The 21042-nt window shown below is 64.7% G+C and carries 20 protein-coding genes and 1 other RNA gene; 11 read left to right on the forward strand and 10 right to left on the reverse strand.

What is annotated here, in order from left to right:
- Positions 1-150 precede the first annotated feature (150 nt).
- From ffs to VEC01_RS17910, 6 genes are all read left to right on the forward strand, one after another.
- Positions 151-249, forward strand: an RNA gene (gene ffs, locus VEC01_RS17885) — signal recognition particle sRNA small type.
- Positions 250-447: 198 nt separating this feature from the next.
- Positions 448-2400, forward strand: a complete 1953-nt coding sequence (locus tag VEC01_RS17890; RefSeq protein WP_324902266.1) for a DNA polymerase III subunit gamma/tau — start codon at positions 448-450, stop codon at positions 2398-2400.
- Between the two features lie 17 nt (positions 2401-2417).
- Positions 2418-2744 (forward strand): YbaB/EbfC family nucleoid-associated protein, encoded by a 327-nt coding sequence (locus VEC01_RS17895; RefSeq protein ID WP_324902267.1) that lies wholly within the window; start codon positions 2418-2420, stop codon positions 2742-2744.
- A gap of 25 nt (positions 2745-2769) precedes the next feature.
- Positions 2770-3366 carry a recombination mediator RecR gene (recR, locus tag VEC01_RS17900; RefSeq protein WP_324902268.1) on the forward strand — a complete coding sequence of 199 codons (597 nt, stop codon included), beginning with the start codon at positions 2770-2772 and terminating at the stop codon, positions 3364-3366.
- A 61-nt stretch (positions 3367-3427) separates the two neighbouring features.
- A complete protein-coding gene (locus VEC01_RS17905) occupies positions 3428-4018 on the forward strand; it encodes an N-methyl-D-aspartate receptor NMDAR2C subunit (RefSeq protein ID WP_324902269.1) in 591 nt (196 codons plus the stop codon).
- 5 nt (positions 4019-4023) lie between these two features.
- On the forward strand, positions 4024-5268 hold the full coding sequence (locus tag VEC01_RS17910; RefSeq protein ID WP_324902270.1) for a CaiB/BaiF CoA-transferase family protein: 1245 nt from the start codon (positions 4024-4026) through the stop codon (positions 5266-5268).
- Positions 5269-5480: 212 nt separating this feature from the next.
- Here the strand turns inward: VEC01_RS17910 and VEC01_RS17915 are convergent, their stop codons facing one another.
- Positions 5481-6950, reverse strand: a complete 1470-nt coding sequence (locus tag VEC01_RS17915; protein ID WP_324902271.1) for a PLP-dependent aminotransferase family protein — start codon at positions 6948-6950, stop codon at positions 5481-5483.
- A gap of 116 nt (positions 6951-7066) precedes the next feature.
- On the opposite strand from VEC01_RS17915, the gene VEC01_RS17920 reads away from it, so the two are divergent.
- Both VEC01_RS17920 and VEC01_RS17925 read left to right on the forward strand, forming a co-directional pair.
- Complete coding sequence (locus tag VEC01_RS17920; protein WP_324902272.1) at positions 7067-7531, forward strand: OsmC family protein; 465 nt, start codon at positions 7067-7069, stop codon at positions 7529-7531.
- Between the two features lie 13 nt (positions 7532-7544).
- On the forward strand, positions 7545-8180 hold the full coding sequence (locus VEC01_RS17925) for an FMN-binding negative transcriptional regulator (RefSeq protein ID WP_324902273.1): 636 nt from the start codon (positions 7545-7547) through the stop codon (positions 8178-8180).
- A gap of 262 nt (positions 8181-8442) precedes the next feature.
- On the opposite strand, the gene tal is transcribed toward VEC01_RS17925, so the two are convergent.
- From tal to pgi, 4 genes are all read right to left on the reverse strand, one after another.
- Positions 8443-9378 (reverse strand): transaldolase, encoded by a 936-nt coding sequence (gene tal / locus VEC01_RS17930; RefSeq protein ID WP_324902274.1) that lies wholly within the window; start codon positions 9376-9378, stop codon positions 8443-8445.
- A 123-nt stretch (positions 9379-9501) separates the two neighbouring features.
- Positions 9502-10371: an SIS domain-containing protein gene (locus VEC01_RS17935; protein ID WP_324902275.1), complete on the reverse strand. Its 870-nt coding sequence runs from the start codon at positions 10369-10371 to the stop codon at positions 9502-9504.
- A 25-nt stretch (positions 10372-10396) separates the two neighbouring features.
- On the reverse strand, positions 10397-11866 hold the full coding sequence (gene zwf / locus VEC01_RS17940; protein ID WP_324902276.1) for a glucose-6-phosphate dehydrogenase: 1470 nt from the start codon (positions 11864-11866) through the stop codon (positions 10397-10399).
- Positions 11867-11983: 117 nt separating this feature from the next.
- A complete protein-coding gene (gene pgi, locus VEC01_RS17945; protein WP_324902277.1) occupies positions 11984-13633 on the reverse strand; it encodes a glucose-6-phosphate isomerase in 1650 nt (549 codons plus the stop codon).
- 268 nt (positions 13634-13901) lie between these two features.
- Here pgi and edd point away from each other — a divergent pair, with 268 nt between their 5' ends.
- Together edd and eda are read left to right on the forward strand one after the other, a co-directional pair.
- Positions 13902-15812 (forward strand): phosphogluconate dehydratase, encoded by a 1911-nt coding sequence (edd, locus tag VEC01_RS17950; RefSeq protein ID WP_324902278.1) that lies wholly within the window; start codon positions 13902-13904, stop codon positions 15810-15812.
- A gap of 25 nt (positions 15813-15837) precedes the next feature.
- Entirely contained in the window at positions 15838-16467 is a 630-nt protein-coding gene (eda, locus tag VEC01_RS17955) for a bifunctional 4-hydroxy-2-oxoglutarate aldolase/2-dehydro-3-deoxy-phosphogluconate aldolase (RefSeq protein WP_324902279.1), read from the forward strand.
- Between the two features lie 44 nt (positions 16468-16511).
- Here eda and VEC01_RS17960 read toward each other — a convergent pair whose 3' ends face one another.
- From VEC01_RS17960 to VEC01_RS17970, 3 genes are read right to left on the reverse strand one after another with little or no spacing between them, the layout of a single operon-like run.
- The gene (locus VEC01_RS17960) at positions 16512-17465 is read right to left on the reverse strand and encodes a sensor domain-containing diguanylate cyclase (RefSeq protein WP_324902280.1); all 954 of its coding nucleotides are present in this window, start codon (positions 17463-17465) and stop codon (positions 16512-16514) included.
- A gap of 16 nt (positions 17466-17481) precedes the next feature.
- Positions 17482-18096 carry a chemotaxis protein CheC gene (locus VEC01_RS17965; RefSeq protein ID WP_324902281.1) on the reverse strand — a complete coding sequence of 205 codons (615 nt, stop codon included), beginning with the start codon at positions 18094-18096 and terminating at the stop codon, positions 17482-17484.
- The gene (locus VEC01_RS17970; RefSeq protein WP_324902282.1) at positions 18096-18458 is read right to left on the reverse strand and encodes a response regulator; all 363 of its coding nucleotides are present in this window, start codon (positions 18456-18458) and stop codon (positions 18096-18098) included. Before VEC01_RS17970 ends, VEC01_RS17965 begins: the two co-directional genes overlap by 1 nt.
- 150 nt (positions 18459-18608) lie before the next feature.
- On the opposite strand from VEC01_RS17970, the gene rpiA reads away from it, so the two are divergent.
- A complete protein-coding gene (gene rpiA / locus VEC01_RS17975; RefSeq protein ID WP_324902283.1) occupies positions 18609-19280 on the forward strand; it encodes a ribose-5-phosphate isomerase RpiA in 672 nt (223 codons plus the stop codon).
- A 99-nt stretch (positions 19281-19379) separates the two neighbouring features.
- Here rpiA and VEC01_RS17980 read toward each other — a convergent pair whose 3' ends face one another.
- Together VEC01_RS17980 and argA are read right to left on the reverse strand one after the other, a co-directional pair.
- A complete protein-coding gene (locus VEC01_RS17980) occupies positions 19380-19652 on the reverse strand; it encodes an oxidative damage protection protein (RefSeq protein WP_324902284.1) in 273 nt (90 codons plus the stop codon).
- Between the two features lie 54 nt (positions 19653-19706).
- The gene (gene argA, locus VEC01_RS17985) at positions 19707-21017 is read right to left on the reverse strand and encodes an amino-acid N-acetyltransferase (RefSeq protein ID WP_324902285.1); all 1311 of its coding nucleotides are present in this window, start codon (positions 21015-21017) and stop codon (positions 19707-19709) included.
- Positions 21018-21042: the final 25 nt, after the last annotated feature.

Here is a 21042-nt window from a genome sequence, read left to right on the forward strand (position 1 = left end):
GCGTCCCTCGTGTACGCATGCGCTACTCGACACCATTCCGGCCTGCTCGCTACGCTTGTCAAACACAGCCTGGCAGGCGCGCACCCTTGTTTTTCGGAAAGCTGTGAAATACCGGGGCGCGAACCATTCTTTGCTGGTAAAATCACGCTCGGCGGGCCCCTGCGCATTGCGGCATGGTCAACCTGGTCAGGTCGGGAACGAAGCAGCCACAGCCATTTCCCGCAAGTGCCGTAGACAAGGCTCGCCTCTTTCGTCTTCCTCCTTCGTCTTCCCCCTTTTTTTGCAGCGCATGTCTGCGCCCGCATTTTCCCTGTTTCATTGATCCTTCGCATGGGTGCGCCTTGCCGCGTGAATGCGCCGGCCGGATCGCCTGAAACCTGCAATCCGCGTCTATAACTTGCAACAGGTCAGGTAAAATGCGACCTGTGACCAACAGCTGGTGCAACCATGTCTTATCAAGTCCTCGCCCGCAAATATCGTCCGAAGAGCTTCGAAACGCTCGTCGGGCAGGAGCACGTCGTGCGGGCGCTCACGCATGCACTGGACCAGCAGCGGCTGCACCACGCCTATTTGTTTACCGGCACCCGCGGCGTCGGCAAGACCACGCTGTCGCGCATCCTCGCCAAGTCCCTCAATTGCGAAACCGGGATTACCGCCAAGCCCTGCGGCAGCTGCGAGGCGTGCACTGCGATCGACGGCGGGCGCTTTGTCGATTACATCGAGATGGATGCCGCCTCCAACCGCGGCGTCGATGAAATGGCGCAGTTGCTGGAGCAGGCGATCTACGCGCCGTCGAATGCCCGCTTCAAGGTCTACATGATCGACGAAGTCCACATGCTCACCAACCATGCGTTCAATTCCATGCTCAAGACGCTGGAAGAACCGCCGGAGCATGTGAAGTTCATCCTCGCGACCACCGACCCGCAAAAGATTCCGGTCACCGTGCTGTCGCGCTGCCTGCAGTTCAACCTGAAGCAGATGCCGCCCGGCCATATAGTCGGCCACCTCGAAAACATTCTCGGGCAGGAGGGCATCAGTTTCGACCCGCCGGCATTGCGCCTGCTCGCGCAGGGCGCGCACGGTTCGATGCGCGACGCGCTGTCGCTGACCGACCAGGCAATCGCGTACGCGGCGGGGAAGGTCACGCTGGAAGCAGTGCAGGGCATGCTCGGTGCGCTCGACCAGTCTTACCTGGTGCGTGTGCTGGACGCGCTGGCGGCCAAGGATGGCGCCGGGCTGCTGGCGGTGGCCGACGAGATGGCCACCCGCAGCCTGTCCTACAGCGCGGCCCTGCAGGACCTCGGCACGCTGCTGCACCGCATTGCGCTGGCGCAGGCTGTCCCGGCGGCATTGCCGGATGACGTGCCCGAGCGCGAGCACATCCTGCGCCTTGCCGGCTCGTTCGACGCCGAGGAAGTGCAGCTGTTCTACCAGATCGCCGTGCATGGCCGCAATGAACTGGGGCTTGCGCCGGACGAATATGCCGGTTTCTCGATGACGCTGCTGCGCATGCTGGCGTTCCGGCCTGGCATCGGCGGCGCGGAAGCGAAGCCGGCCGCGCCTGCGCCGGCAGCGCTTGCTGCGCCGGCCCCGGCCAGGCCGGCAGCCGTGCCGCAGGCGGCGCCGGGAAGTCCCGCCCCGGCCCGTCCCGCAGGAGCATTGAGTCCCGCCCGGGCCGCGCTCGAAGCCGCCCGCAATGCCGGCAAGGCACCTGTTGCGATGCCGGCCGCGCGCCCCGCGCCGGCCCCCGCTGCGGTAGCTGCGGTAGCGGCGGTACCGCAGCCCGCCGCAGAGTCGGTGCCGCCGTGGGAAGACAACCCGCCGCCGCCCGCACCCGAATGGGGCGATTTCGACTCCGCTCCACCGGCGGCGGCTCAAAAAAAAACTGAATTCCAACCTGCCGCCGATGCCCTAGGCGATACCGCGGTCATCGAAGAACCGCCGGTTGCCGCACAACGGGCGGAACCTGCCGCGCCGAGGGCCAAGGCCTTGCCGCCGACGCCGGTGCCGTCGCTGAACTGGGATGGCAACTGGCCGGCGCTGGCGGCAGCCCTGCCGCTGCGCGGCGTGGTGCAGCAGCTCGCGCAGCAAAGCGAACTGCTGCAGTGCGACGACAGTGGCGCCGCTGTTTCCGTCCACCTGCGGATTCCGCTCGACACGCTGCGCTCCGCGGGCGCGGTCGACAAGCTCGCAGGCGCGCTGACGGAACACTTCGGCAAGACGGTGCGCGTCACGACCGAGATCGGCGCGGTCGAACAGACCGCCAATGCGGCGGCCACCGCCGAACGCGAGGCGCGCCAGCGCCAGGCGGAAGAAAACCTCCAACGCGATCCCTTCGTGCAGGCAATGATGCGCGAATTCGGCGCCACCATCGTGCCGGGATCGATCAAACCCATCTGAACAAGGAGCAATAAACCATGATGAAGGGCCAACTCGCAGGGCTGATGAAGCAAGCCCAACAAATGCAGGACAACATGAAGAAGATGCAGGAACAGCTTGCATCGATCGAAGTCGAAGGCCAGTCCGGCGCCGGACTGGTGAAGGTCGTGATGACCTGCAAGTATGACGTCAAGCGCGTCGCCATCGATCCGTCGCTGCTGGGCGACGACAAGGACATGCTGGAAGACCTGGTCGCGGCGGCGTTCAACGATGCGGTGCGCAAGGCGGAAGCCACGTCGCAGGAAAAGATGGCCGGCATGACGGCCGGCCTGCCGCTGCCGCCGGGCTTCAAGATGCCGTTCTGACCGCTTCCATTCGCACAGCACATTTGTGAAATCACCTTCCAGTCTCGATTTCCTGACGGAGGCGCTGCGCCGCCTGCCCGGCGTCGGGCCCAAGTCGGCGCAGCGCATCGCTTACCACATGATGCAGCACGACCGGGAAGGGGCGGCGCTGCTCGGCCGCGCATTGTCGCAGGCGGTGGAACGCATCCATCACTGCGCCAGGTGCAATACCTTTACCGAGCACGAGGTGTGCGAAACCTGCCAGGACGGCGAGCGCGACGCCAGCCTGCTGTGCGTGGTGGAGACACCCGCCGACCAGCTGATGATCGAGCAGACCCTGACCTACAAGGGACTGTACTTCGTGCTGATGGGTCGCCTGTCGCCGCTGGACGGCATCGGCCCTAAGGACATCCACCTCGAAAAGCTGGTCGCGCGCGCAACCGACGGCGTGGTCGCCGAGGTCGTGCTCGCGACCAACTTCACCAATGAAGGCGAGGCGACCGCGCATTACATCAGCGAAACTCTCAAGGCGCGCGGCCTGAGCGTCAGCCGGCTGGCACGCGGCGTGCCGGTGGGGGGTGAACTGGAGTACGTGGATGCGGGCACCATCGCCCGCGCCATGCTCGACCGCAGATCCACCTAGCGCAATGTTTGTCCACACCGCGGAAAACCAGAGCTGGTTACGCGCGCGGTGGCAAGCCCTGATGACGCACCTGGCGTCCGACCGCGCCCAGGCGGATGCCGCGTGGGACGCCCTGCTGCGCCACTACGGCGAGCCGCATCGCGCCTATCACAACCTGGCGCACGTGATGGCGCTGCTGCGCCTGGCCGACAGCGAACGGCCGCGCATCAATCGTCCCGAAATCGTCGAACTTGCGATCTGGTTCCACGATGTCGTCTATAACACGCGCGAGCACGACAACGAGCGGCGCAGCGCACGCTACGCCATGCAGGCCATGCGTCTCGACCGCGAGCTGATCCCGGCGGTTGAGCAGTGCATCCTCGCCACCGAGCGGCATGAGGCAATCGCACCGGAAGTGCCCGACCTGCCGCTGTTCCTCGACATCGATCTTGCCATCCTCGGCGCGCCGGAAGAGATGTACCATCGCTATGCGCAGCTGATCCGCCTCGAGTACGACTGGGTGCCGGAGCAGGCCTACCGGCAGGGGCGTGCGGCAGTGCTGCGGCGTTTCCTGGGCCGGCCTGCGCTGTATTTCACGCCGTCGATGGTTGCGCGTTTCGAGGCGAGCGCACGGCGGAACATCGGATGGGAATTGCAGGAATTATCGACTTGAGGAACATGACAGAAAAAAAATCCTCCGGCCCGCTGGCCGGCATCAAGGTCCTGGAACTCGGCACGCTGATCGCGGGGCCGTTCTGCTCGCGCATGCTGGCCGAGTTCGGCGCGGAAGTGATCAAGGTGGAGGCGCCCGACGGCGGCGACCCGATCCGCCAGTGGCGCGTGCTGAAGGACGGCACCTCGCTCTGGTGGTATGTGCAGTCGCGCAACAAGAAGAGCATCACGCTCAACATGAAGGATGCGCGCGCGCAGGAGATCGCGCGCAAGCTGGCGCTCGAGGCCGACATCATCATCGAGAACTACCGGCCCGGCGTGCTGGAGAAATGGGGCGTCGGCTACGAAGACCTGAAGAAAATCAATCCCGCCACCATCATGGTCCGGCTGTCGGGCTACGGGCAGAGCGGGCCGATGAAGGACCAGCCCGGCTTCGGTGCGATCGGCGAGTCGATGGGCGGCATGCGCTACGTGTCCGGCCACCCGGACCGGCCGCCGGTGCGCATCGGCGTGTCGATCGGCGACTCGCTCGCGGCGCTGCATGGCGTGATCGGCGCGCTGATGGCGCTGCGCCACCGCGACGTGACCGGCGGGCGCTGGAACGGCAAGAGCGGCGGCGAATGCGTCGCCGGGCAGGGGCAGATGGTCGACGTCGCGCTGTACGAGGCGGTGTTCAACATGATGGAGTCGCTGGTGCCGGAATACGACTTTGCCGGCGTCGTGCGCAGCCGTACCGGCGGCGCGCTGCCGGGCATCGTGCCCTCGAACACCTATACGACCAGGGAGGGCGAGAACATCGTCATTGCGGGCAACGGCGATGCGATCTTCCGGCGCCTGATGCTTGCCATCGGACGCGAGGACATGGCGAACGACCCGCAGATCGCGCGCAACGAAGGCCGGGTTGCGCGCGCGCAGGAAATCGACGATGCCATCCAGGCCTGGTGCCGTACGCAGTCGATCGACGAAGCGCTGACGATCCTGAAGGCGGCCGACGTGCCGGTGGGGAAAATCTACTCGGTGCGCGACATGATGGCCGATCCGCAATTCCTCGCGAGGAACATGTTCGAACAGCATGCGTTCAAGGACGGCACGCCGATCAAGCTGCCCGCCATTACCCCGAAGTTTTCCGAGACGCCCGGCGAGACGAAATGGCTCGGCCCGGAGCTGGGCGAACACACTGCGGAAGTCCTGCACGGCCTCGGCTATGCCGACGAACAAATTGCAGCGCTTCGCCGCGACAAGGTTATTTAAGACAAGGAACAACCATGTGGAACAAGAATTTCTGGAAGCAGTTTCTGATTGCGCTGGCGCTTTTCCTGGCCGGCTATCTCACCTTCAACGGCAATTTCTTTTCTTAGAAGAGCAAATGTAGAGGATGGCAGGGCGGGTGGGCCCCACCTCGGCGGCCCCACCGGCTCTACCCGTTCATCGGGTGCACCGCGCACGCGGGCGGAACCACGCCTTCACTTTTCAAGAACGGCACGCAGTACCGCCGCACCGCGCCGGATCTCTTCCGCCGGGATCGATGCAAAGCCCAGCACCAGGCCGGACTGCGCGTCCCGCTCCCGAAGATAAAACTGCGACAGCGGCCGCAGCTCGATCCCATGTTCCGCCGCCATCCGTGCCACCGCCTGGTCGCTGCGCTTCGTGCGAAACGTGGCAGACAATTGCAGGCCGGCGTCGGCCGGGCCGCATCGCAGGTGTTCGCCCAGCTGCCGGCCGATTTCTTCCAGCAGCACCGCGCGCCGCTCCGCATACACTTCCCGCGTGCGCTTGATGTGCCGGCTGAAATGTCCTTCCACGATGAAATCTGCCAGCACGATCTGCGGCACGATCGCCGCCTGGCGGTCGAGGATCGCGCGCGCCTGCACGAAGGCGTCGACCAGGCCGGCCGGCAGCACCAGGTAGCCGAGCCGCAGTCCCGGGAACAGCACCTTCGACAGCGTGCCGACGTAGATCACGCAGCCGGCCTGGTCCAGGCTCTGCAGCGACGCCAGCGGCGGCCCGGTGTACCGGTATTCGCTGTCGTAATCGTCTTCCACAATCCACGCCCTCGCAGCCTGCGCCCATGCAAGCAGTTCCAGGCGGCGCTGCAGGCTCATCGTGACCCCTAGCGGCAACTGGTGCGAAGGCGTGACGTAGGCCATCTTCGCATGCGGGCAGGCTTCCTTTGCCGCGTCGATGCGCAGGCCCTGCGCATCCACCGGCACCGGGCAGATTTCGACTTCTGCGGCACGCAGGGATGCGCTGATGCCACGGTAGCCGGGATCTTCCACCCATGCCGCATCGCCAGGGCCGAGCAGCAGCGTCGCCAGCAGATACAGCGACTGCTGGGAGCCGGAGGTGATGATGATGCAGTCGGGGTCGCAGTGCACGCCGCGCGATGCGGCGAGGTAGGCGCACAGCGCCTCGCGCAGCGGCCGGTAGCCGGCCGGGTCGCCGTATCCGAGTTCCTGCGGCGGCCGCCGCCAGCGCCGCGCTTCCAGGCGCGCCCAGGTCTCGAACGGGAACACGTCGAGTCCGGGCATGCCGATCCGGAATGCGCGCAGGCTGCCCGCGTGAATGTTCAAGGCCGCCTGCGGCCCGGTGAAGTGACGGCCGCGCGCGGACAGCGGCCGCAGCAGCTGCGGCTTCTGCCCGGCAGCGTCGGCGCGCGTTTCCTGCGCAAGGGGGAGATGGGCGCTGACGAAGGTGCCTTTTCCTACCGTGCCGGACAGGTATCCTTCGGCGGTCAGCTGCACGTAGGCGTTGAGCACTGTCTGGCGCGAGACGCCGAGCTGGGAGGCAAGTTCGCGCGTCGGCGGCAGTTGCATTCCGGGCGCGAGCTTGCCTGTGAGCACGGTCTGCTTGATCGCCTCGTAAAGCTGCTTGAACATCGGCGCCTTTGACGAGGGATCGAAACGGAGGGTGGCAAGCGATTGGGCGAGGTGCATGGGCGGGAATGGGAAATTGGTATTTCAAAAATACCATTTATTGGTACTTTAAAAAAGCCAAATACCGGAATATGCTCAGCTCGTCCATCACCACCGATTGCTTGGGGAGAAACCGCATGCATGCTTACGACGCAACCGTCGCCTGGAGCAGGGGCGACCAGGCCTTTACCGACAACCGCTACAGCCGTGGCCATGTATGGCGCTTCGACGGCGGGCTCGAGGTGCCGGCCTCGTCGTCGCCGTCCATCGTGCCGTTGCCGATGTCGGTCGCGGCCAATGTCGATCCCGAGGAGGCGCTGGTGGCGGCCGCGTCGAGCTGCCACATGCTGTTCTTCCTTGCGATCGCCGGGAAGCGCGGCTTCGTGGTTGACAGCTACGTCGACCGCGCATCCGGCGTGATGGAAAAGAATGCCGACGGCAGGGAGGCGATGACCCGCATCACGCTGCGGCCGCAGGTCGTGTTCGGCGGCGAGCGCAAGCCAAGCGCCGAGGACATCGCGCGCATCCACCACGCGTCGCATGACCAGTGCTTCATCGCCAATTCCCTGAAATCCGAGATCGTGATCGAAGCGCCGCTGTAAGGAGAGGAGCCGCATGTACCTGCCATCCCATTTCGAAGAAAAGCGGACCGAGATGCTGCACGGGCTGATGCGCACGCATCCGTTCGGCACGCTGGTGACGCTGTCATCCGGCGCGCTCAACGCGAACCACATCCCGTTCGAGCTCGATGCGGGCGACGGCCCGTTCGGACTCCTGCGCGCGCATGTTGCACGCGGCAATCCGGTGTGGAAGGACCATTCGGATGAGGTCGACGCGCTGGTCGTGTTCCAAGGGGCGCACAGCTACATCAGCCCGTCCTGGTATCCGGGCAAGGAAAAGGATGGCCGCGCGGTGCCGACCTGGAATTACATGACGGTGCATGCGTACGGACCGCTGCGCGTGATCGAGGACAAGGCATGGCTGCGCGCGCAGGTGGAGCGGCTGAGCAACCGGCATGAAGCGGGGCGAGCCAATCCATGGAAGCTGGGCGATGCGCCGGCGGATTACATCGAAAAAATGCTGGGCGCGATCATCGGCATTGAAATACCGATCACGAAATGCATCGGCAAATGGAAGGTCAGCCAGAACCAGCCGGAGGCAAACCGCGCCGGCGTGCAGCGCGGCCTGCTCGATGCCGGCGACGACAATGCCGTCGCGATGGCGCAGGCGGTGATGGAGGCGGTGAAGTAAGGGAGACCGCGGGATGAGTCGAGGAAGCGAAATCTGCCGCAGGGCAACCTGGTCTTCAGCGTCGGCTTTCGCGCCGCTCGCTTCACCCTTCGTCTTGCGGCGCCTCCGCGCGGGACGGGACCGTGCATCAACGCTTCCTTTTCCCCGTCGTCCCCGCGCAGGCGGGAACCCATGGTGAGCCTGGTTCGGCAAGCTCCGTATGGGTTCCCGCCTGCGCGGGAACGACTGGTAATGAGCCAGAAGCGCCTGGTCCCGCCTGCGTTCAGCGCAGCGCTTCCACCATCTTCTCCAGCTTCACCGCGTCCGCGCAAAACAGGCGGATGCCTTCGGCCAGCTTTTCGGTGCCCATCGCATCTTCGTTCAGCATCAGGCGGAATGCCTTCTCGTCCAGCGTCAGCTTCTGCAGCTCGGCTGCCTGCGCCTGTTCCACGCTCAGCTTGCGGGTTACCGGCGCTTCGGACTCCGCCAGCTTCTGCAGCAGGTCCGGGCTGATCGTCAGCAGGTCGCAACCGGCCAGTTCGGTGATCTGCGAGGTGTTGCGGAAGCTTGCGCCCATCACTTCGGTCTTGTAGCCGAACTTGCGGTAGTAGTCGTAGATGCGCTTGACGGATTGCACGCCCGGGTCGTCGGCGCCGGTATATTCCTGGCCGGTGGACTTCTTGTACCAGTCGTAGATGCGGCCGACGAAGGGCGAGATCAGCTGCACCTTCGCATCGGCGCAGGCGATCGCCTGCGGCAGCGCGAACAGCAGCGTCATGTTGCAGCGGATGCCTTCCTGTTCCAGCACCTCGGCGGCACGGATGCCTTCCCAGGTGGACGCGATCTTGATCAGCACCCGTTCACGCGGAATGCCGGCGGCTTCGTACAGCGCGATCAGCGCGCGGCCCTTGGCGACGGTGCCCTCCGTGTCAAAGGACAGGCGGGCGTCGGTCTCGGTCGACACGCGACCGGGAATGAGCTTCAGGATCTCCAGGCCGAAGGCGACCAGCAGGCGGTCGATCACCTCGCCGGTCGGCAGGCGCACGTTGTCGCGTACAGCCTTTTCCAGCAGCGGCTTGTATTCATCCTTCTGCACCGCCTTCAGGATCAGCGACGGGTTGGTAGTGGCGTCCTGCGGCGCGAACGCCTTCATCGCCTGGAAGTCGCCGGTGTCGGCGACGATCGTGGTGTACTGCTTGAGTTGTTCGAGCTGGTTCATAAATGACAAGGCCAAAGGCGGCAAAAACCTAGATCATAACCGGATCGCCGGTTGGAAAGTGTGAGCTGGATCAGCGATGGCCGGTTTGGAAACCAGGCCGCTTGCCTGACTGGAAACAGGCGGTCAAAGCTTGGGCGGGTGCCGGAGGAAGGAATCGAACTGCATGTCGAGTTTCTGCAGCGCCTTTTGCGCGTTTTGCATCTTCTTGCGGAATTCCGGCCCGCGCTTGAGCGCGAGGCCGACCGCGAGGATGTCGATCACCACCAGGTGCGCCAGGCGCGCCGAGATCGGCGTGTACGGGTCGATGTTGAAGCTCAGGTCGATCGGCACCAGCACCGTTGCCTCGTCGGCCAGCGGCGTGCCGCTCGGCGTGAGCGCGATGACGTCGGCGCCGACCTTGCGCGCCAGCTGCACGCTGTGCAGCAGCGCGGTGCTGTTGCCGCGCTGGGAAATCGCGACCACCGCGTCGCCCTTGGTCAGCAGCGCGGCGGAAATCGCGTGGATGTGCGGGTCGGCATAGGCGACCGTGTGCACGCCTGAGCGGAAAAATTTGTGCTGCGCGTCGGCGGCAACGATGCCGGAGGTGCCCTGGCCCCAGAATTCGATCTTGGATGCGCGCGCCAGCACTTCCAGCGCCTTTTCGATCGCCGCCGGCTGCAGGTTGTTGCGCAGGTCGAGCAGGGTGTTGATCGAGCGGCTGCAGATCTTGTTCACCAGGTCCGCCGCCAGGTCATCCTGCAGCGGCGATTCGTCGCCCTTGGGCAGCGCCAGCGCCAGCGTCTGCGCCAGCTTGAGCTTGAATTCATGCCAGCCGTCGCAGCCCAGCGCGCGGCAGAAGCGCACCACCGTCGGCTCGGACACCTGCGCATTCTTCGCCAGCGCCGTGATATTGCCCGACACCGCCAGGTCGGGGTTCTTCAGGACCGCGATGGCGACCTTTTTTTCCGATTTGGACAGCGTGTCGAGCTGGGTTCTGATGGAGTCGAGCAGCATGGATGGTGGGCGAAAGATGGCCGGATCACTCTTCCGGCAGGGCTTCTTCGCGCCATTGTAAACCGTCGCGCCCGATCAGGGCGCTGGCGGCGGCCGGGCCCCAGGTGCCGGCAGTGTAGGGCATGGGCTCGTCGCCTTCCTGTTCCCAGTAGTCGAGGATGGGTTCCACCCATTCCCAGGCCGCTTCCAGTTCATCGCTGCGCATGAACAGGGTGAGCTGGCCGCGCAGCACGTCCAGCAACAGCCGCTCGTACGCATCCATGCGCGGCATCTTGAAGGTTTCGCGGAAGTCGAGTTCCAGCTCGACCGGGCGCAGCCGCATGTTGTCGCCCGGCGTCTTCGCCATCAGGTTCAGCTGCAGGCCTTCGTCGGGCTGCAGGCGGATGAGCAGGCTGTTGGCCTGGAAGCTGCGGTGGGGCTGGGCGAAGATGGAGTGCGGGATGGTCTTGAAGCGGACGACGATTTCCGCCAGCTGGTCGGCCATGCGCTTGCCGGTGCGCAGGTAGAAGGGGACGCCGGCCCAGCGCCAGGTATCGATCTCCGCCTTCAGCGCGACATAGGTCTCGGTGCGGGAATTCGGGTTGGCGTCCTGTTCCTTGCGATAGCCCGGCACCGGCGTGCCGTTCACATGGCCGGAACGGTACTGGCCGCGCACCACGTTCTGCGCGATCAGGTGGGGGGTGAAACGCTTGAGCGAGCGCAGCACCTTGAGCTTTTCATCGCGCACCGCGTCCGGTGTGGCCGACACCGGCGGCTCCATCGCGACGATGCACAGGAGCTGCAGCAGATGGTTCTGCAGCATGTCGCGCAGCGCGCCGGCCGTCTCGTAATAATCCATGCGGTTGCCGACCCCGAGTTCTTCCGCGATCGTGATCTGCACGTCGGAGATCCATTCGCGCCGCCACAACGGTTCGAACAGCACATTGCCAAAGCGCAGCGCCAGCAGGTTCTGCACCGTTTCCTTTCCAAGGTAGTGGTCGATGCGGAAGATTTGCGATTCCGAAAACACCCGGCCGACTTCCGCATTGATCTGCTTGGCGCTGGCCAGGTCGCGTCCCAGCGGTTTCTCCAGCACCACGCGCGACTCCGGCGTGGCGAGGCCGCATTCGGACAGGTTGTGGCAGATCTTGGCAAACAGGCTGGGCGGCGTCGCCAGGTAGAAAACCCGTGTCACGCCGGACGGGCGCAGCGCTTGTGCCAGCGCCTGGTAGCTTCCGGCATCGGCCGCGTCGACGGAAACATAGTCGATGCGCCCGCAGAACGCGTCCCATACAGCAGGATCGGGCGTGCCCGAAGCCGTGTTGGGCCTGGCGTTGCGGTCCACTTCGCCCAGGAATTCTTCCCGGTCCCAGGGATGGCGGCCGACGCAAATAATGCGCGCCGCTTGCGGAATGTCGCGCGAACGCTCTCTGTTGTAGAGCGCAGGCAACAGCTTGCGCATGGCGAGATCGCCGCCGCCGCCGAACAGGACCAGGTCGAAATCGGAAAGTGCCATGGTGGAACCTTGCATGAACAACAAAAGGCCGTAGCCGCCTGTCCGCGGCAGGGCAATCAATTGCCGTGGCGCGGATAGCGTTTCGATGGTGCCGCCCGGCGACGGTTCCGGCCGGCGTTATCCGGACAGCGCGGCGCGCGCCCGTTCGATCAGTGCATTGGTGGAGGCGTCGTGCCGGTCCGGCCGTGGTCCGCCCGCCAGTTCGGCTTCGATGTTCTTCGCCAGTACCTTGCCCAGTTCCACGCCCCATTGATCGAAACTGTTGATGTCCCAGACCGCACCCTGCACGAACGTCTTGTGCTCGTAGAGCGCGATCAGCGCGCCCAGGGTCGCCGGGTTCAGCGCATCCATCAGGAGCATGTTGCTCGGACGGTTCCCGGGGAATACACGGTGCGGCAGCAGGGCTTCGATCCTGTCTTCCGCGACGTTCTGCGCCCGCATTTCCGCGCGCACTTCGTCCGCCGTCTTGCCCTGCATGAAAGCTTCGGCCTGCGCAAAACAATTGGCGAGCAGTACTGCGTGATGCCCGGCAAGCGCGTGCGCCGGCCTGAGCGCGGCAATGAAATCGACCGGCGTGATGTCAGTTCCCTGGTGCAAGAGCTGGAAGTAGGCATGCTGGCCGTTGGTGCCGACATCGCCCCATACCACCGGGCAAGTGGCAACCGCGACCGGCGCGCCGCCGCTTGTCACCCGCTTGCCGTTGCTTTCCATTTCAAGCTGCTGCAGGTAGGCCGGGAACTGGCTCAGATCCTGGTGATAGGGGGCAATCGAGACAGAGGCGCTGTCGAAGAAATTGCGGTACCAGACGCCCAGCATCCCGAGGATGACCGGCATGTTGCGCTCCAGCGGGGCGCCAAGAAAATGCGCGTCCATTGCATGGGCGCCGGCGAGAAATTCGGAAAAGGCGTCGAAGCCGACCGCCAGCACCAGCGGCAGCCCGATCGCGGACCACACCGAATAACGGCCGCCCACCCAGTCCCAGAACGGGAACATGTTATCGGGATCGATGCCGAAAGCGCTGACCGCTTCGGTATTCGTGGATACCGCGACGAAATGACGCGGCAACCCGGCCTCGTCATGCTTCTGCAGGAACCATGCGCGCGCCGACTGCGCATTCATCATGGTTTCCCGGGTGGTAAATGTTTTCGATGCAATGATGAAGAGCGTCGTGCCGGGATTGACCTTCGACAGCACCGCGTCGAGGTCGTGTCCGTCGACATTCGAAACGAAATGCATCGTCAGCCGCGGATGGGCGAAGGTACGCAGCGCGCGGCAAGCCATTTCGGGGCCGAGGTCGGACCCGCCGATGCCGATATTGACGACATCTGTGACCGGTTCGCCAGTGCAGCCGGTCCAGCTGCCCGAGCGCACGCGTTCGCTGAAGGACTTCATCCGGTCCAGCACCGCATGAACCTCTGGCACCACGTCCTGTCCATCCACCACGAGCGAGGCGTTGCGCGGCAGGCGCAAGGCGGTATGCAGCACGGCGCGGCGCTCGGTGGCATTGATCTTTTCGCCGGCAAACATTGCCGCGCGCTTTGCTTCCAGGCCGCTTTCACGCGCGAGCTGGACGAGCAGCTGCATCGTCTCCGGGTTTACGCGGTTCTTGGAATAGTCGAGCAGGAGGCCGGCCGCTTCCAGCGAGAGGTCCGCGAAGCGCGACGGTTGCTGCGCAAAGAGCGCACGCATCTGCCAGTCCCTGGCTTGCGCATGATGGGCAGAGAGCGCCTTGAAGGCGGGCAGTTCGGTCAGGCTCGGGCGGTGCATGTCGGTTGGCTGTCCAGAGTAAGGTCGGTTCATCCGGAAGATCAATTGGGTCAACTATACAACAGATATTGGTAAATTCACTACAAACCATTCCATCATTCTCGCCTTTTCTTGCGAAATCTCATGATCGGAATTCCTGTCGCCTCTCGCGCAAGTTACAAAAACGCGGCTTTGCGGCCGCTCAAGGGCGCGCATTTCGTCCATGTGGGCCGAGACCGGGCAGGTGAGTGGATGTAGTAAAATTACAGAAAATCCCGAGGATCGCATTATGTCTCTTCATCCCGCACTGGTTGCCGTGACTGACCGCGTGGTCAGGCGCAGCCGTCCTTACCGCTCCGCCTACCTCGCGCGGCTGGATGCCGCGCGGCTGCAGGGCGTGCAGCGCGGCGCGCTGGCCTGTACCAACCTGGCGCACGGATTTGCCGCATTCCCCGTGCACGACAAGCTCAAGCTGAAGGAGCAGAAGGCACCGTCGGTGGCGATCGTGTCCGCGTACAACGACATGCTGTCGGCGCACCAGCCTTTCGAACACTTCCCGCGCCTGATCAGGGAGGCGGTACGCGCGGCCGGCGGCGTTGCGCAGTTCGCCGGCGGGGTGCCGGCGATGTGCGACGGCGTCACCCAGGGGCAACCCGGGATGGAGCTGTCGCTGTTTTCGCGCGACACGATCGCGATGGCGACCGCGGTCGCGCTGTCGCACAACATGTTCGACGCGGCGGTCTACCTCGGCGTATGCGACAAGATCGTGCCGGGACTATTGATCGGCGCGCTGCACTTCGGGCATCTTCCGGCCGTGTTCCTGCCCGCCGGGCCGATGACCACCGGTATTTCCAACTCCGACAAGGCAAAGGTCCGCCAGCTCTACGCGCAGGGCAAGGTCGGCCGCGAAGAGTTGCTGGAATCCGAATCGCAGTCCTATCACGGCGCAGGCACCTGCACGTTTTACGGCACCGCCAACAGCAACCAGATGCTGATGGAAGTGATGGGCTTGCACATGCCGGGCTCGGCCTTCATCACGCCCAATACGCCGCTGCGCGACGCGCTGACCGCCGCCGGCGCGCGGCGCGCGGTGGAGATCAGCGCACAGGGCAAGACCTACATTCCGATCGGCCACGTGGTGGACGAGAAAGCGATCGTGAATGCGATCGTCGCGCTGCTCGCCACCGGCGGCTCCACCAACCATACGCTGCACCTGGTGGCGATGGCGAAGGCCGCCGGCGTGGTGATCGACTGGAACGATTTCGATGCGCTGTCGGCCGTGGTGCCGCTGCTAGCGCGCATCTATCCGAACGGCGAAGCGGATGTGAACCACTTCCAGGCGGCCGGCGGCACCGGCTTCGTGATCCGCGAACTGCTCGACGCCGGGCTGCTGCACGAGGATGTGACGACGGTGATGGGCAAGGGGCTGCGCTCGCATTGCAGCGAACCGTTCCTGCAGGGCGATGGCGTGGTGTGGCGTCCGGCCGCGCAGTCCAGCGGCGATGCCAAGGTGCTGCGGCCGGCGGCGGAACCGTTCTCGCCGGACGGCGGCCTGCGCCTGCTGCAGGGGAACCTCGGCCGCGCGGTGATAAAGGTCTCCGCGGTGAAGGCGGAGCACCGGGTGGTGGAAGCGCCGGCGCTGGTGTTCAATTCACAGGAAGAGCTGATGCAGGCGTACAAGGCCGGGCGGCTCGACCGTGACTTCGTCGCCGTGGTCCGCTACCAGGGACCGCGCGCCAACGGCATGCCCGAACTGCATGCGCTCACGCCTGCGCTGGCCAGCCTGCAGGATGCGGGGCGGCGGGTGGCGCTGGTGACGGATGGCCGCATGTCCGGCGCATCGGGAAAGGTGCCGGCGGCGATCCATGTATCGCCGGAGGTGCTGGCCGGCGGCGCGCTGGGACGGGTGCGCAGCGGCGACCTGATCCGGGTGGACGCCAATGCCGGCGTGCTGCAGGCGATGGTGGCGGAGGATGAATGGAGCGCGCGCGGCATGGAACCGGCGGACCTGTCGGCCAACCATGTCGGCATGGGACGCGAACTGTTCGCGATGTTCCGCGGCGGCGTCAGCGAAGCCGAGCAGGGCGCCGCGACCTTCGATCTGCCGCCGCCGCTGCACCTGCCGCAGGAGCTGGACAACCCGCTCGCGGTGCCGCAGGAGCAGGCCTATTCCGACGAGGACTCCCTTGTCCGCCGCTGACTGCAACTCTGGAGGCCAGCCGATCATGACCCTGCTCGACATCATGCATTCCTCGCCGGTGATCCCGGTGATCGCGATCGATGACCTGGCGCACGCGGTGCCGCTCGCAAAGGCGCTGGTCGAAGGCGGCATCCGGGTGCTCGAGGTGACCTTGCGCACGCCGCACGGCATTCCCGCCATCGCTGCGATGATCGAACACGTGCCGGGTGCAATCGTCGGTGTCGGCACCTTGACGCAGCCGGAAGAGTTTGCCGCGGCACGGGAAGCCGGCGCGGTGTTCGGCGTGTCTCCCGGCCTGACCCCCGCGCTCATCGCTGCCGCAAGAAAGAGCGGGCTGCCGCTTTTGCCGGGCGTGATGACGCCGTCGGAAGTGATGGCCGCGCGCGAGGCGGGCTTCCGCCAGCTGAAACTGTTCCCGGCCGTGCCGGCCGGCGGCATCGGCATGCTGAACGCGATCGCCGGGCCGTTGCCTGACGTGAGCTTCTGCCCGACCGGCGGCATTTCGCCGGACAGCGCTCCGCAATTCCTTGCCTGCAAGAACGTGGCGTGTGTCGGCGGTTCCTGGCTGACGCCGAAGGAGGCGATGCAGGCGGGGGACTGGGGGCGGATCACCGGGCTGGCGCTCGCAGCGAGCGCGCTGCGTCAGGGGCGATAGCGCTTGCGTGGAAGGGGGCGGTTCGACAGCCGGGTGTGCTCCGGCTAGTTCTTCGAATCCGTATACACCACCACGCAGTTGCGGCCGGTGCGTTTGGCCTGGTAAAGCGCGCGGTCCGCGGCATGGATCAGGCTGCCGGTCTTGGCCGCGAGTTCGGGAATGAGCGTGCTCACGCCCAGGCTGATCGTCACGCAGCCGGCGACGCCGGAATACGCATGCTCAATCTTCAGGCTTTCCACCTCGGCACGCATCGCCTCGGCGATCTGCAGCGCGCCGTCTTCATTGGTGTCCGGCAGGACGACGGTGAATTCCTCGCCGCCGTAACGCGCCGCCAGGTCGCGCGGCCGGTGCAGCACGCCGCACAACGCGCCGGCGATCCGCGCCAGGCATTCGTCGCCGTGCTGGTGGCCGTAGTTGTCGTTGTAATCCTTGAAGTAATCGACGTCGATCATGATCAGCGACAGCGGCGACGCATTGCGCTTGGCGCGCCGGAATTCATCGTCGAGGTGCTGGTCGAAGCGGCGCCGGTTGGCGATGCCGGTCAGGCCGTCGACCAGCGTCTGCGATTCGAGTTCGACGGCCAGTTCGCGCAGCTTCTTTTCGCGCGCCACCGCCATGCTGACGTCGCCGATCTGCACCAGGCAGTGGCGCGGCAGCGATTCCACCTCGAGCGGCATCACGTGCACCGCCTGCTGCATGCGGATCCCGGCGGCCGCGTCCCCCGCATTCGCGAACAGCGGAAAGGGGGCCTTGTTCAGCGTCTGCGACAGCAGCGACGCGAAGTTGTTTTGCAGCGCCGCGCGCAGCGCGACATGGGTGCGGCCGTCGACCATGTCGGGAAAGATTTCGCCGAAGGTCTTGCCGAGGATGGCGTCGGCCGGAAAGGAGGAGTGCTGCTCCATCCACTGGTTCCACAGCACGATACGCTGTTCGGCATCGAATACGATGATGCCGGCCCGGACCGCCTTCAACACCCCCTGTAGCAAGCTCAGCTGCATCGTGCTCTCCGCGACTTCAGCCCATCAGCTTCGCCAGATAGGCATCGATGTAGCGCTGCAGGTCGTTGAGCGCCGGCATGTCGAGCAGGAAGGCGACATAGCCGTAGATGTGGTGGCGTTCGATGTTGAAGTCGATCTTCAGCGTCAGCACCACGCCGTCCCATTCCTTGCCCGAGACGCCGAGGATGTTGTCGCCGGTGCCGACATGATAGGTCGGCAGCGAGCCCTGCAATTCCTTGCCCGCTGCATTGGCGAACGCGCCCATGCAGCAGTTCAGGATGATGTTGCCGATCTCGCTCATTGCCTCCTGTTCCATCTCCGACAGTTCTTCCAGCGACAGGCTCTGTCCGACCATCAGCCGCACGATCTCGAGGCTTTTCTCCTCGGGGAACATGAGGAAGGCTTCGGTGCTGAAAGCGCCCTGGAAATGCTGGGTGATCGCGCAGATGCGCCGCCCTTCGTCGCTGCCCAGCGTCCTGGCCACTTCGGCGCGGCTCTGGAAGCTGATCATCGGTACCGACATCGTGACTTCATCGCCGACGATGCGGCTCATCGCCGCGGCCGCCTGTCCGACGCCGAGATTGAAGATCTCGATCAGGGCATCGTGCTGAAGTTCGGTGAGCTGGAACATCACTGTTTTCCGAATGCGGAGAGAATCTCGTCGATGAGTGCTTCGGTAATCGGTTTCGCGGCAAAGCCGATGCCGAGCGCGTTGGCCTTCTCGCGGGTGGCATCCTGCACGTTCGCCGTCAGCAGCGTGATGCGGGCGGACGGGCACTTCGCCTGCAACTGGTCGACCGCAGCGAGGCCGCCCATGCCGGGCATGTTCAGGTCGAGCAGGATCAGGTCGGGGCCGACCGCCTCGACCTTGTCGATCGCTTCTTCGCCGCTGGCGGCTTCCGCAATCGTCCAGTCCGGGTGGCGCTGCAGGATGTACTGCTTCGACAGCAGGCGCGATACCTTGCTGTCGTCTACGACGAGTACGGTTGTCATTTTTGCACCGGGTGTATGGATTTGCGCCAAATAATGTCTGGAAATAAGTTTACCACCCGAAGGATACGGGACGGCAGGCAGGATAGAAAAAATCGGGTCGCCGCGGCATCTGCGCTTAAAATAGCGCTTCCTTTTTCATTGCAATGCACCATGACCCAGGACGAACTGAAACAGGCGGTCGCGCGCGCCGCCATCGAATACGTGCCCAGCGGCGAAATCATCGGCGTCGGCACCGGCTCCACCGCGAATTTCTTCATCGATGAGCTCGGCAAGATCAAGGACCGCATCAAGGGCGCGGTCGCGTCTTCCGAAGCGACCGCCGCGCGCCTCGCATCGCACGGGATTGCCGTGCTCGACCTGAACGAGGTCGAGTCGATGTCGGTGTACATCGACGGCGCGGACGAAATCACGGCGACCGGCGCGATGATCAAGGGCGGCGGCGCCGCACTGACGCGCGAAAAGATCGTTGCGTCGGTGGCGCGGAAGTTCATCTGCATCGCCGACGGCTCGAAGCTGGTCGACATGCTCGGCGCCTTTCCGCTGCCGGTGGAGGTGATCCCGATGGCGCAGGCGGCGGTGGCGCGCCAGCTCGGCAGCTTTGGCGGCGAACCGCGGCTGCGCATGAAGGACGGCAAGCCGCTGCTGACCGATAACGGCTGCATGATCCTCGACGTGGTCGGGCTGAAGATCGCCGACCCGGCAGGGCTGGAGGCGCAGATCAACAATATCCCGGGCGTGGTGACGGTAGGCTTGTTTGCGCAGCGCGGGGCGGATGTCGGCTTGCTGGGAACCGCGGACGGCGTGAAGAAGTTGACGTTCTGATAGCGCCGCTTCCATGAAAAAGCCCGCCGGCGTGATGCCGGCGGGCTTTTTTGCTGCTTGCGATATTTGTACGCAGCGGAACCCGCCGTTTCCGAACCCTTACTCCGACGGCGGCACATAGCCCGACGCCACGTCGGCGCCGGAACCGAAGAAATGGTTTTCCATCTGCGTCGCCAGGTACTTGCGCGCACGCGCATCGGCCAGGTTCAGGCGGTTTTCATTGACCAGCATCGTCTGGTGCTTGATCCAGGCGGCCCAGGCTTCCTTGGACACGTTTTCATAGATCTTCTTGCCGAGTTCGCCGGGGTAGGGCGGGAAATCCAGTCCTTCGGCTTCCTTGTTCAGCTTGATGCAGTGGACCATGCGGGCCATGTTCGACTCCTTGTCTATTCAGGTGATGCCGCCATGTTGGAAAAGGCGGCGGATTTAAAGTTGCTTGATCAATACTTGCGACTTGCGTTGCCAGTTGTACATGTGCTGCCTGTCTTTCGGCAGGTCATCCACCGTCGCGTGCACGAAGCCGCGCTTGAGGAACCAATGCGCGGTGCGCGTCGTCAGCACGAACAGCTTGGTGAAGCCGGCGGCGCGCGCGCGGTTTTCCATGTGCTTCAGGATGCGTTCGCCGTCGCCCTGGCTTTGCACTTCCGGGTTGACGGTCAGGCAAGCCATTTCCGCCATTTTTTCCGCGGGGAAGGGGTAGAGCGCCGCGCAGCCGAAGATCACGCCGTCGTGCTCGATCACCGAGAAATACTCGATCTCGCGCTCGATCAGTTCGCGGCCGCGCTTGACCAGCGTGCCGTCGGCTTCCAGCGGCTCGATCAGCTTGAGGATGCCGCCGACGTCTTCGATGGTGGCTTCGCGCAGCGTCTCGAGGTTTTCGGTGCTGACCATGGTGCCGACGCCGTCGTGCGTGAAGATCTCCAGCATGGCCGAGCCGTCCATTTCGAACGGCACCACGTGAACCCGCGGCACGCCGGCACGCGAGGCTTTCACGCAGGCCTGCAGGTAGAACGCGGAATCGGCGGGCAGGATGCCGGCGGCGAGCAGCGCGTCTGCCTGGCTGGCGGTCAGCTCGCGCACCTCGCGGCCTTCGCGGTCGGTCATCAGCGGCGTTTCGGTGATGAAAATCAGCTTGTCGGCGCGCAGCGCCGTTGCCGCCGCCACCGCGACGTCTTCCATCGTCAGGTTGAAGGCCTCGCCGGTGGGCGAGAAACCGAGCGGCGACAGCAGCACCAGGCCGCCGGCACTCAGGATCGGATGGATGGTCTCATAGGCAATCTTGCGCGCGACGCCGGTGAATTCGAGGTCAAGGCCGTCGATCACGCCGATCGGACGCGCGGTGACGAAATTGCCGGAAATGATGCGGATGGCGGCGTGCGCCATCGGCGTGTTGGGCAGGCCCTGGCTGAAGGCTGCTTCGATGTCGAGCCTCAATTCGCCCGCGGCTTCCTTCACGCACTCCATCGCGGCAGCATCGGTGATGCGCAGCCCGTTATGGTAGTGCGCCTCGAGGTTGCGCAGCGCAAGCTGTTCCTCGACCTGCGGGCGCGAGCCGTGGACGATCACGATCTTGATGCCCAGTGCGTGCAGCAGGGACAGGTCCTGCGCCAGCACCGGCAGGGCGCCGGCCATCACCAGCTCGCCCGGAAACGCAACCACGAAGGTCTTTCCGCGGAAGGCATGGATGTACGGCGCAACCGAACGTAGCCACTGAACGAATTGAATAGGGTTTTCCATGACGCGCATTATAATTCGCCCCGAT

Origin of the sequence: Noviherbaspirillum sp. (assembly GCF_035627455.1) — a bacterium.
GTDB lineage: Bacteria > Pseudomonadota > Gammaproteobacteria > Burkholderiales > Burkholderiaceae_D > Noviherbaspirillum.

Coding starts and splice junctions, on each gene's coding strand:
- zwf (WP_324902276.1), bottom strand. CDS start 11,866: ATGGCACTTTCCGATTTCGACCTGGTCCTGTTCGGCGGCGGCGGCGAT.
- eda (WP_324902279.1), top strand. CDS start 15,838: ATGACCCTGCTCGACATCATGCATTCCTCGCCGGTGATCCCGGTGATC.
- VEC01_RS17965 (WP_324902281.1), bottom strand. CDS start 18,096: ATGTTCCAGCTCACCGAACTTCAGCACGATGCCCTGATCGAGATCTTC.
- VEC01_RS17970 (WP_324902282.1), bottom strand. CDS start 18,458: ATGACAACCGTACTCGTCGTAGACGACAGCAAGGTATCGCGCCTGCTG.
- VEC01_RS17890 (WP_324902266.1), top strand. CDS start 448: ATGTCTTATCAAGTCCTCGCCCGCAAATATCGTCCGAAGAGCTTCGAA.
- VEC01_RS17915 (WP_324902271.1), bottom strand. CDS start 6,950: ATGCACCTCGCCCAATCGCTTGCCACCCTCCGTTTCGATCCCTCGTCA.
- VEC01_RS17895 (WP_324902267.1), top strand. CDS start 2,418: ATGATGAAGGGCCAACTCGCAGGGCTGATGAAGCAAGCCCAACAAATG.
- edd (WP_324902278.1), top strand. CDS start 13,902: ATGTCTCTTCATCCCGCACTGGTTGCCGTGACTGACCGCGTGGTCAGG.
- VEC01_RS17905 (WP_324902269.1), top strand. CDS start 3,428: ATGACGCACCTGGCGTCCGACCGCGCCCAGGCGGATGCCGCGTGGGAC.
- tal (WP_324902274.1), bottom strand. CDS start 9,378: ATGAACCAGCTCGAACAACTCAAGCAGTACACCACGATCGTCGCCGAC.
- rpiA (WP_324902283.1), top strand. CDS start 18,609: ATGACCCAGGACGAACTGAAACAGGCGGTCGCGCGCGCCGCCATCGAA.
- VEC01_RS17920 (WP_324902272.1), top strand. CDS start 7,067: ATGCATGCTTACGACGCAACCGTCGCCTGGAGCAGGGGCGACCAGGCC.
- VEC01_RS17925 (WP_324902273.1), top strand. CDS start 7,545: ATGTACCTGCCATCCCATTTCGAAGAAAAGCGGACCGAGATGCTGCAC.
- VEC01_RS17910 (WP_324902270.1), top strand. CDS start 4,024: ATGACAGAAAAAAAATCCTCCGGCCCGCTGGCCGGCATCAAGGTCCTG.
- VEC01_RS17960 (WP_324902280.1), bottom strand. CDS start 17,465: ATGCAGCTGAGCTTGCTACAGGGGGTGTTGAAGGCGGTCCGGGCCGGC.
- pgi (WP_324902277.1), bottom strand. CDS start 13,633: ATGCACCGCCCGAGCCTGACCGAACTGCCCGCCTTCAAGGCGCTCTCT.
- argA (WP_324902285.1), bottom strand. CDS start 21,017: ATGGAAAACCCTATTCAATTCGTTCAGTGGCTACGTTCGGTTGCGCCG.
- VEC01_RS17980 (WP_324902284.1), bottom strand. CDS start 19,652: ATGGCCCGCATGGTCCACTGCATCAAGCTGAACAAGGAAGCCGAAGGA.
- VEC01_RS17935 (WP_324902275.1), bottom strand. CDS start 10,371: ATGCTGCTCGACTCCATCAGAACCCAGCTCGACACGCTGTCCAAATCG.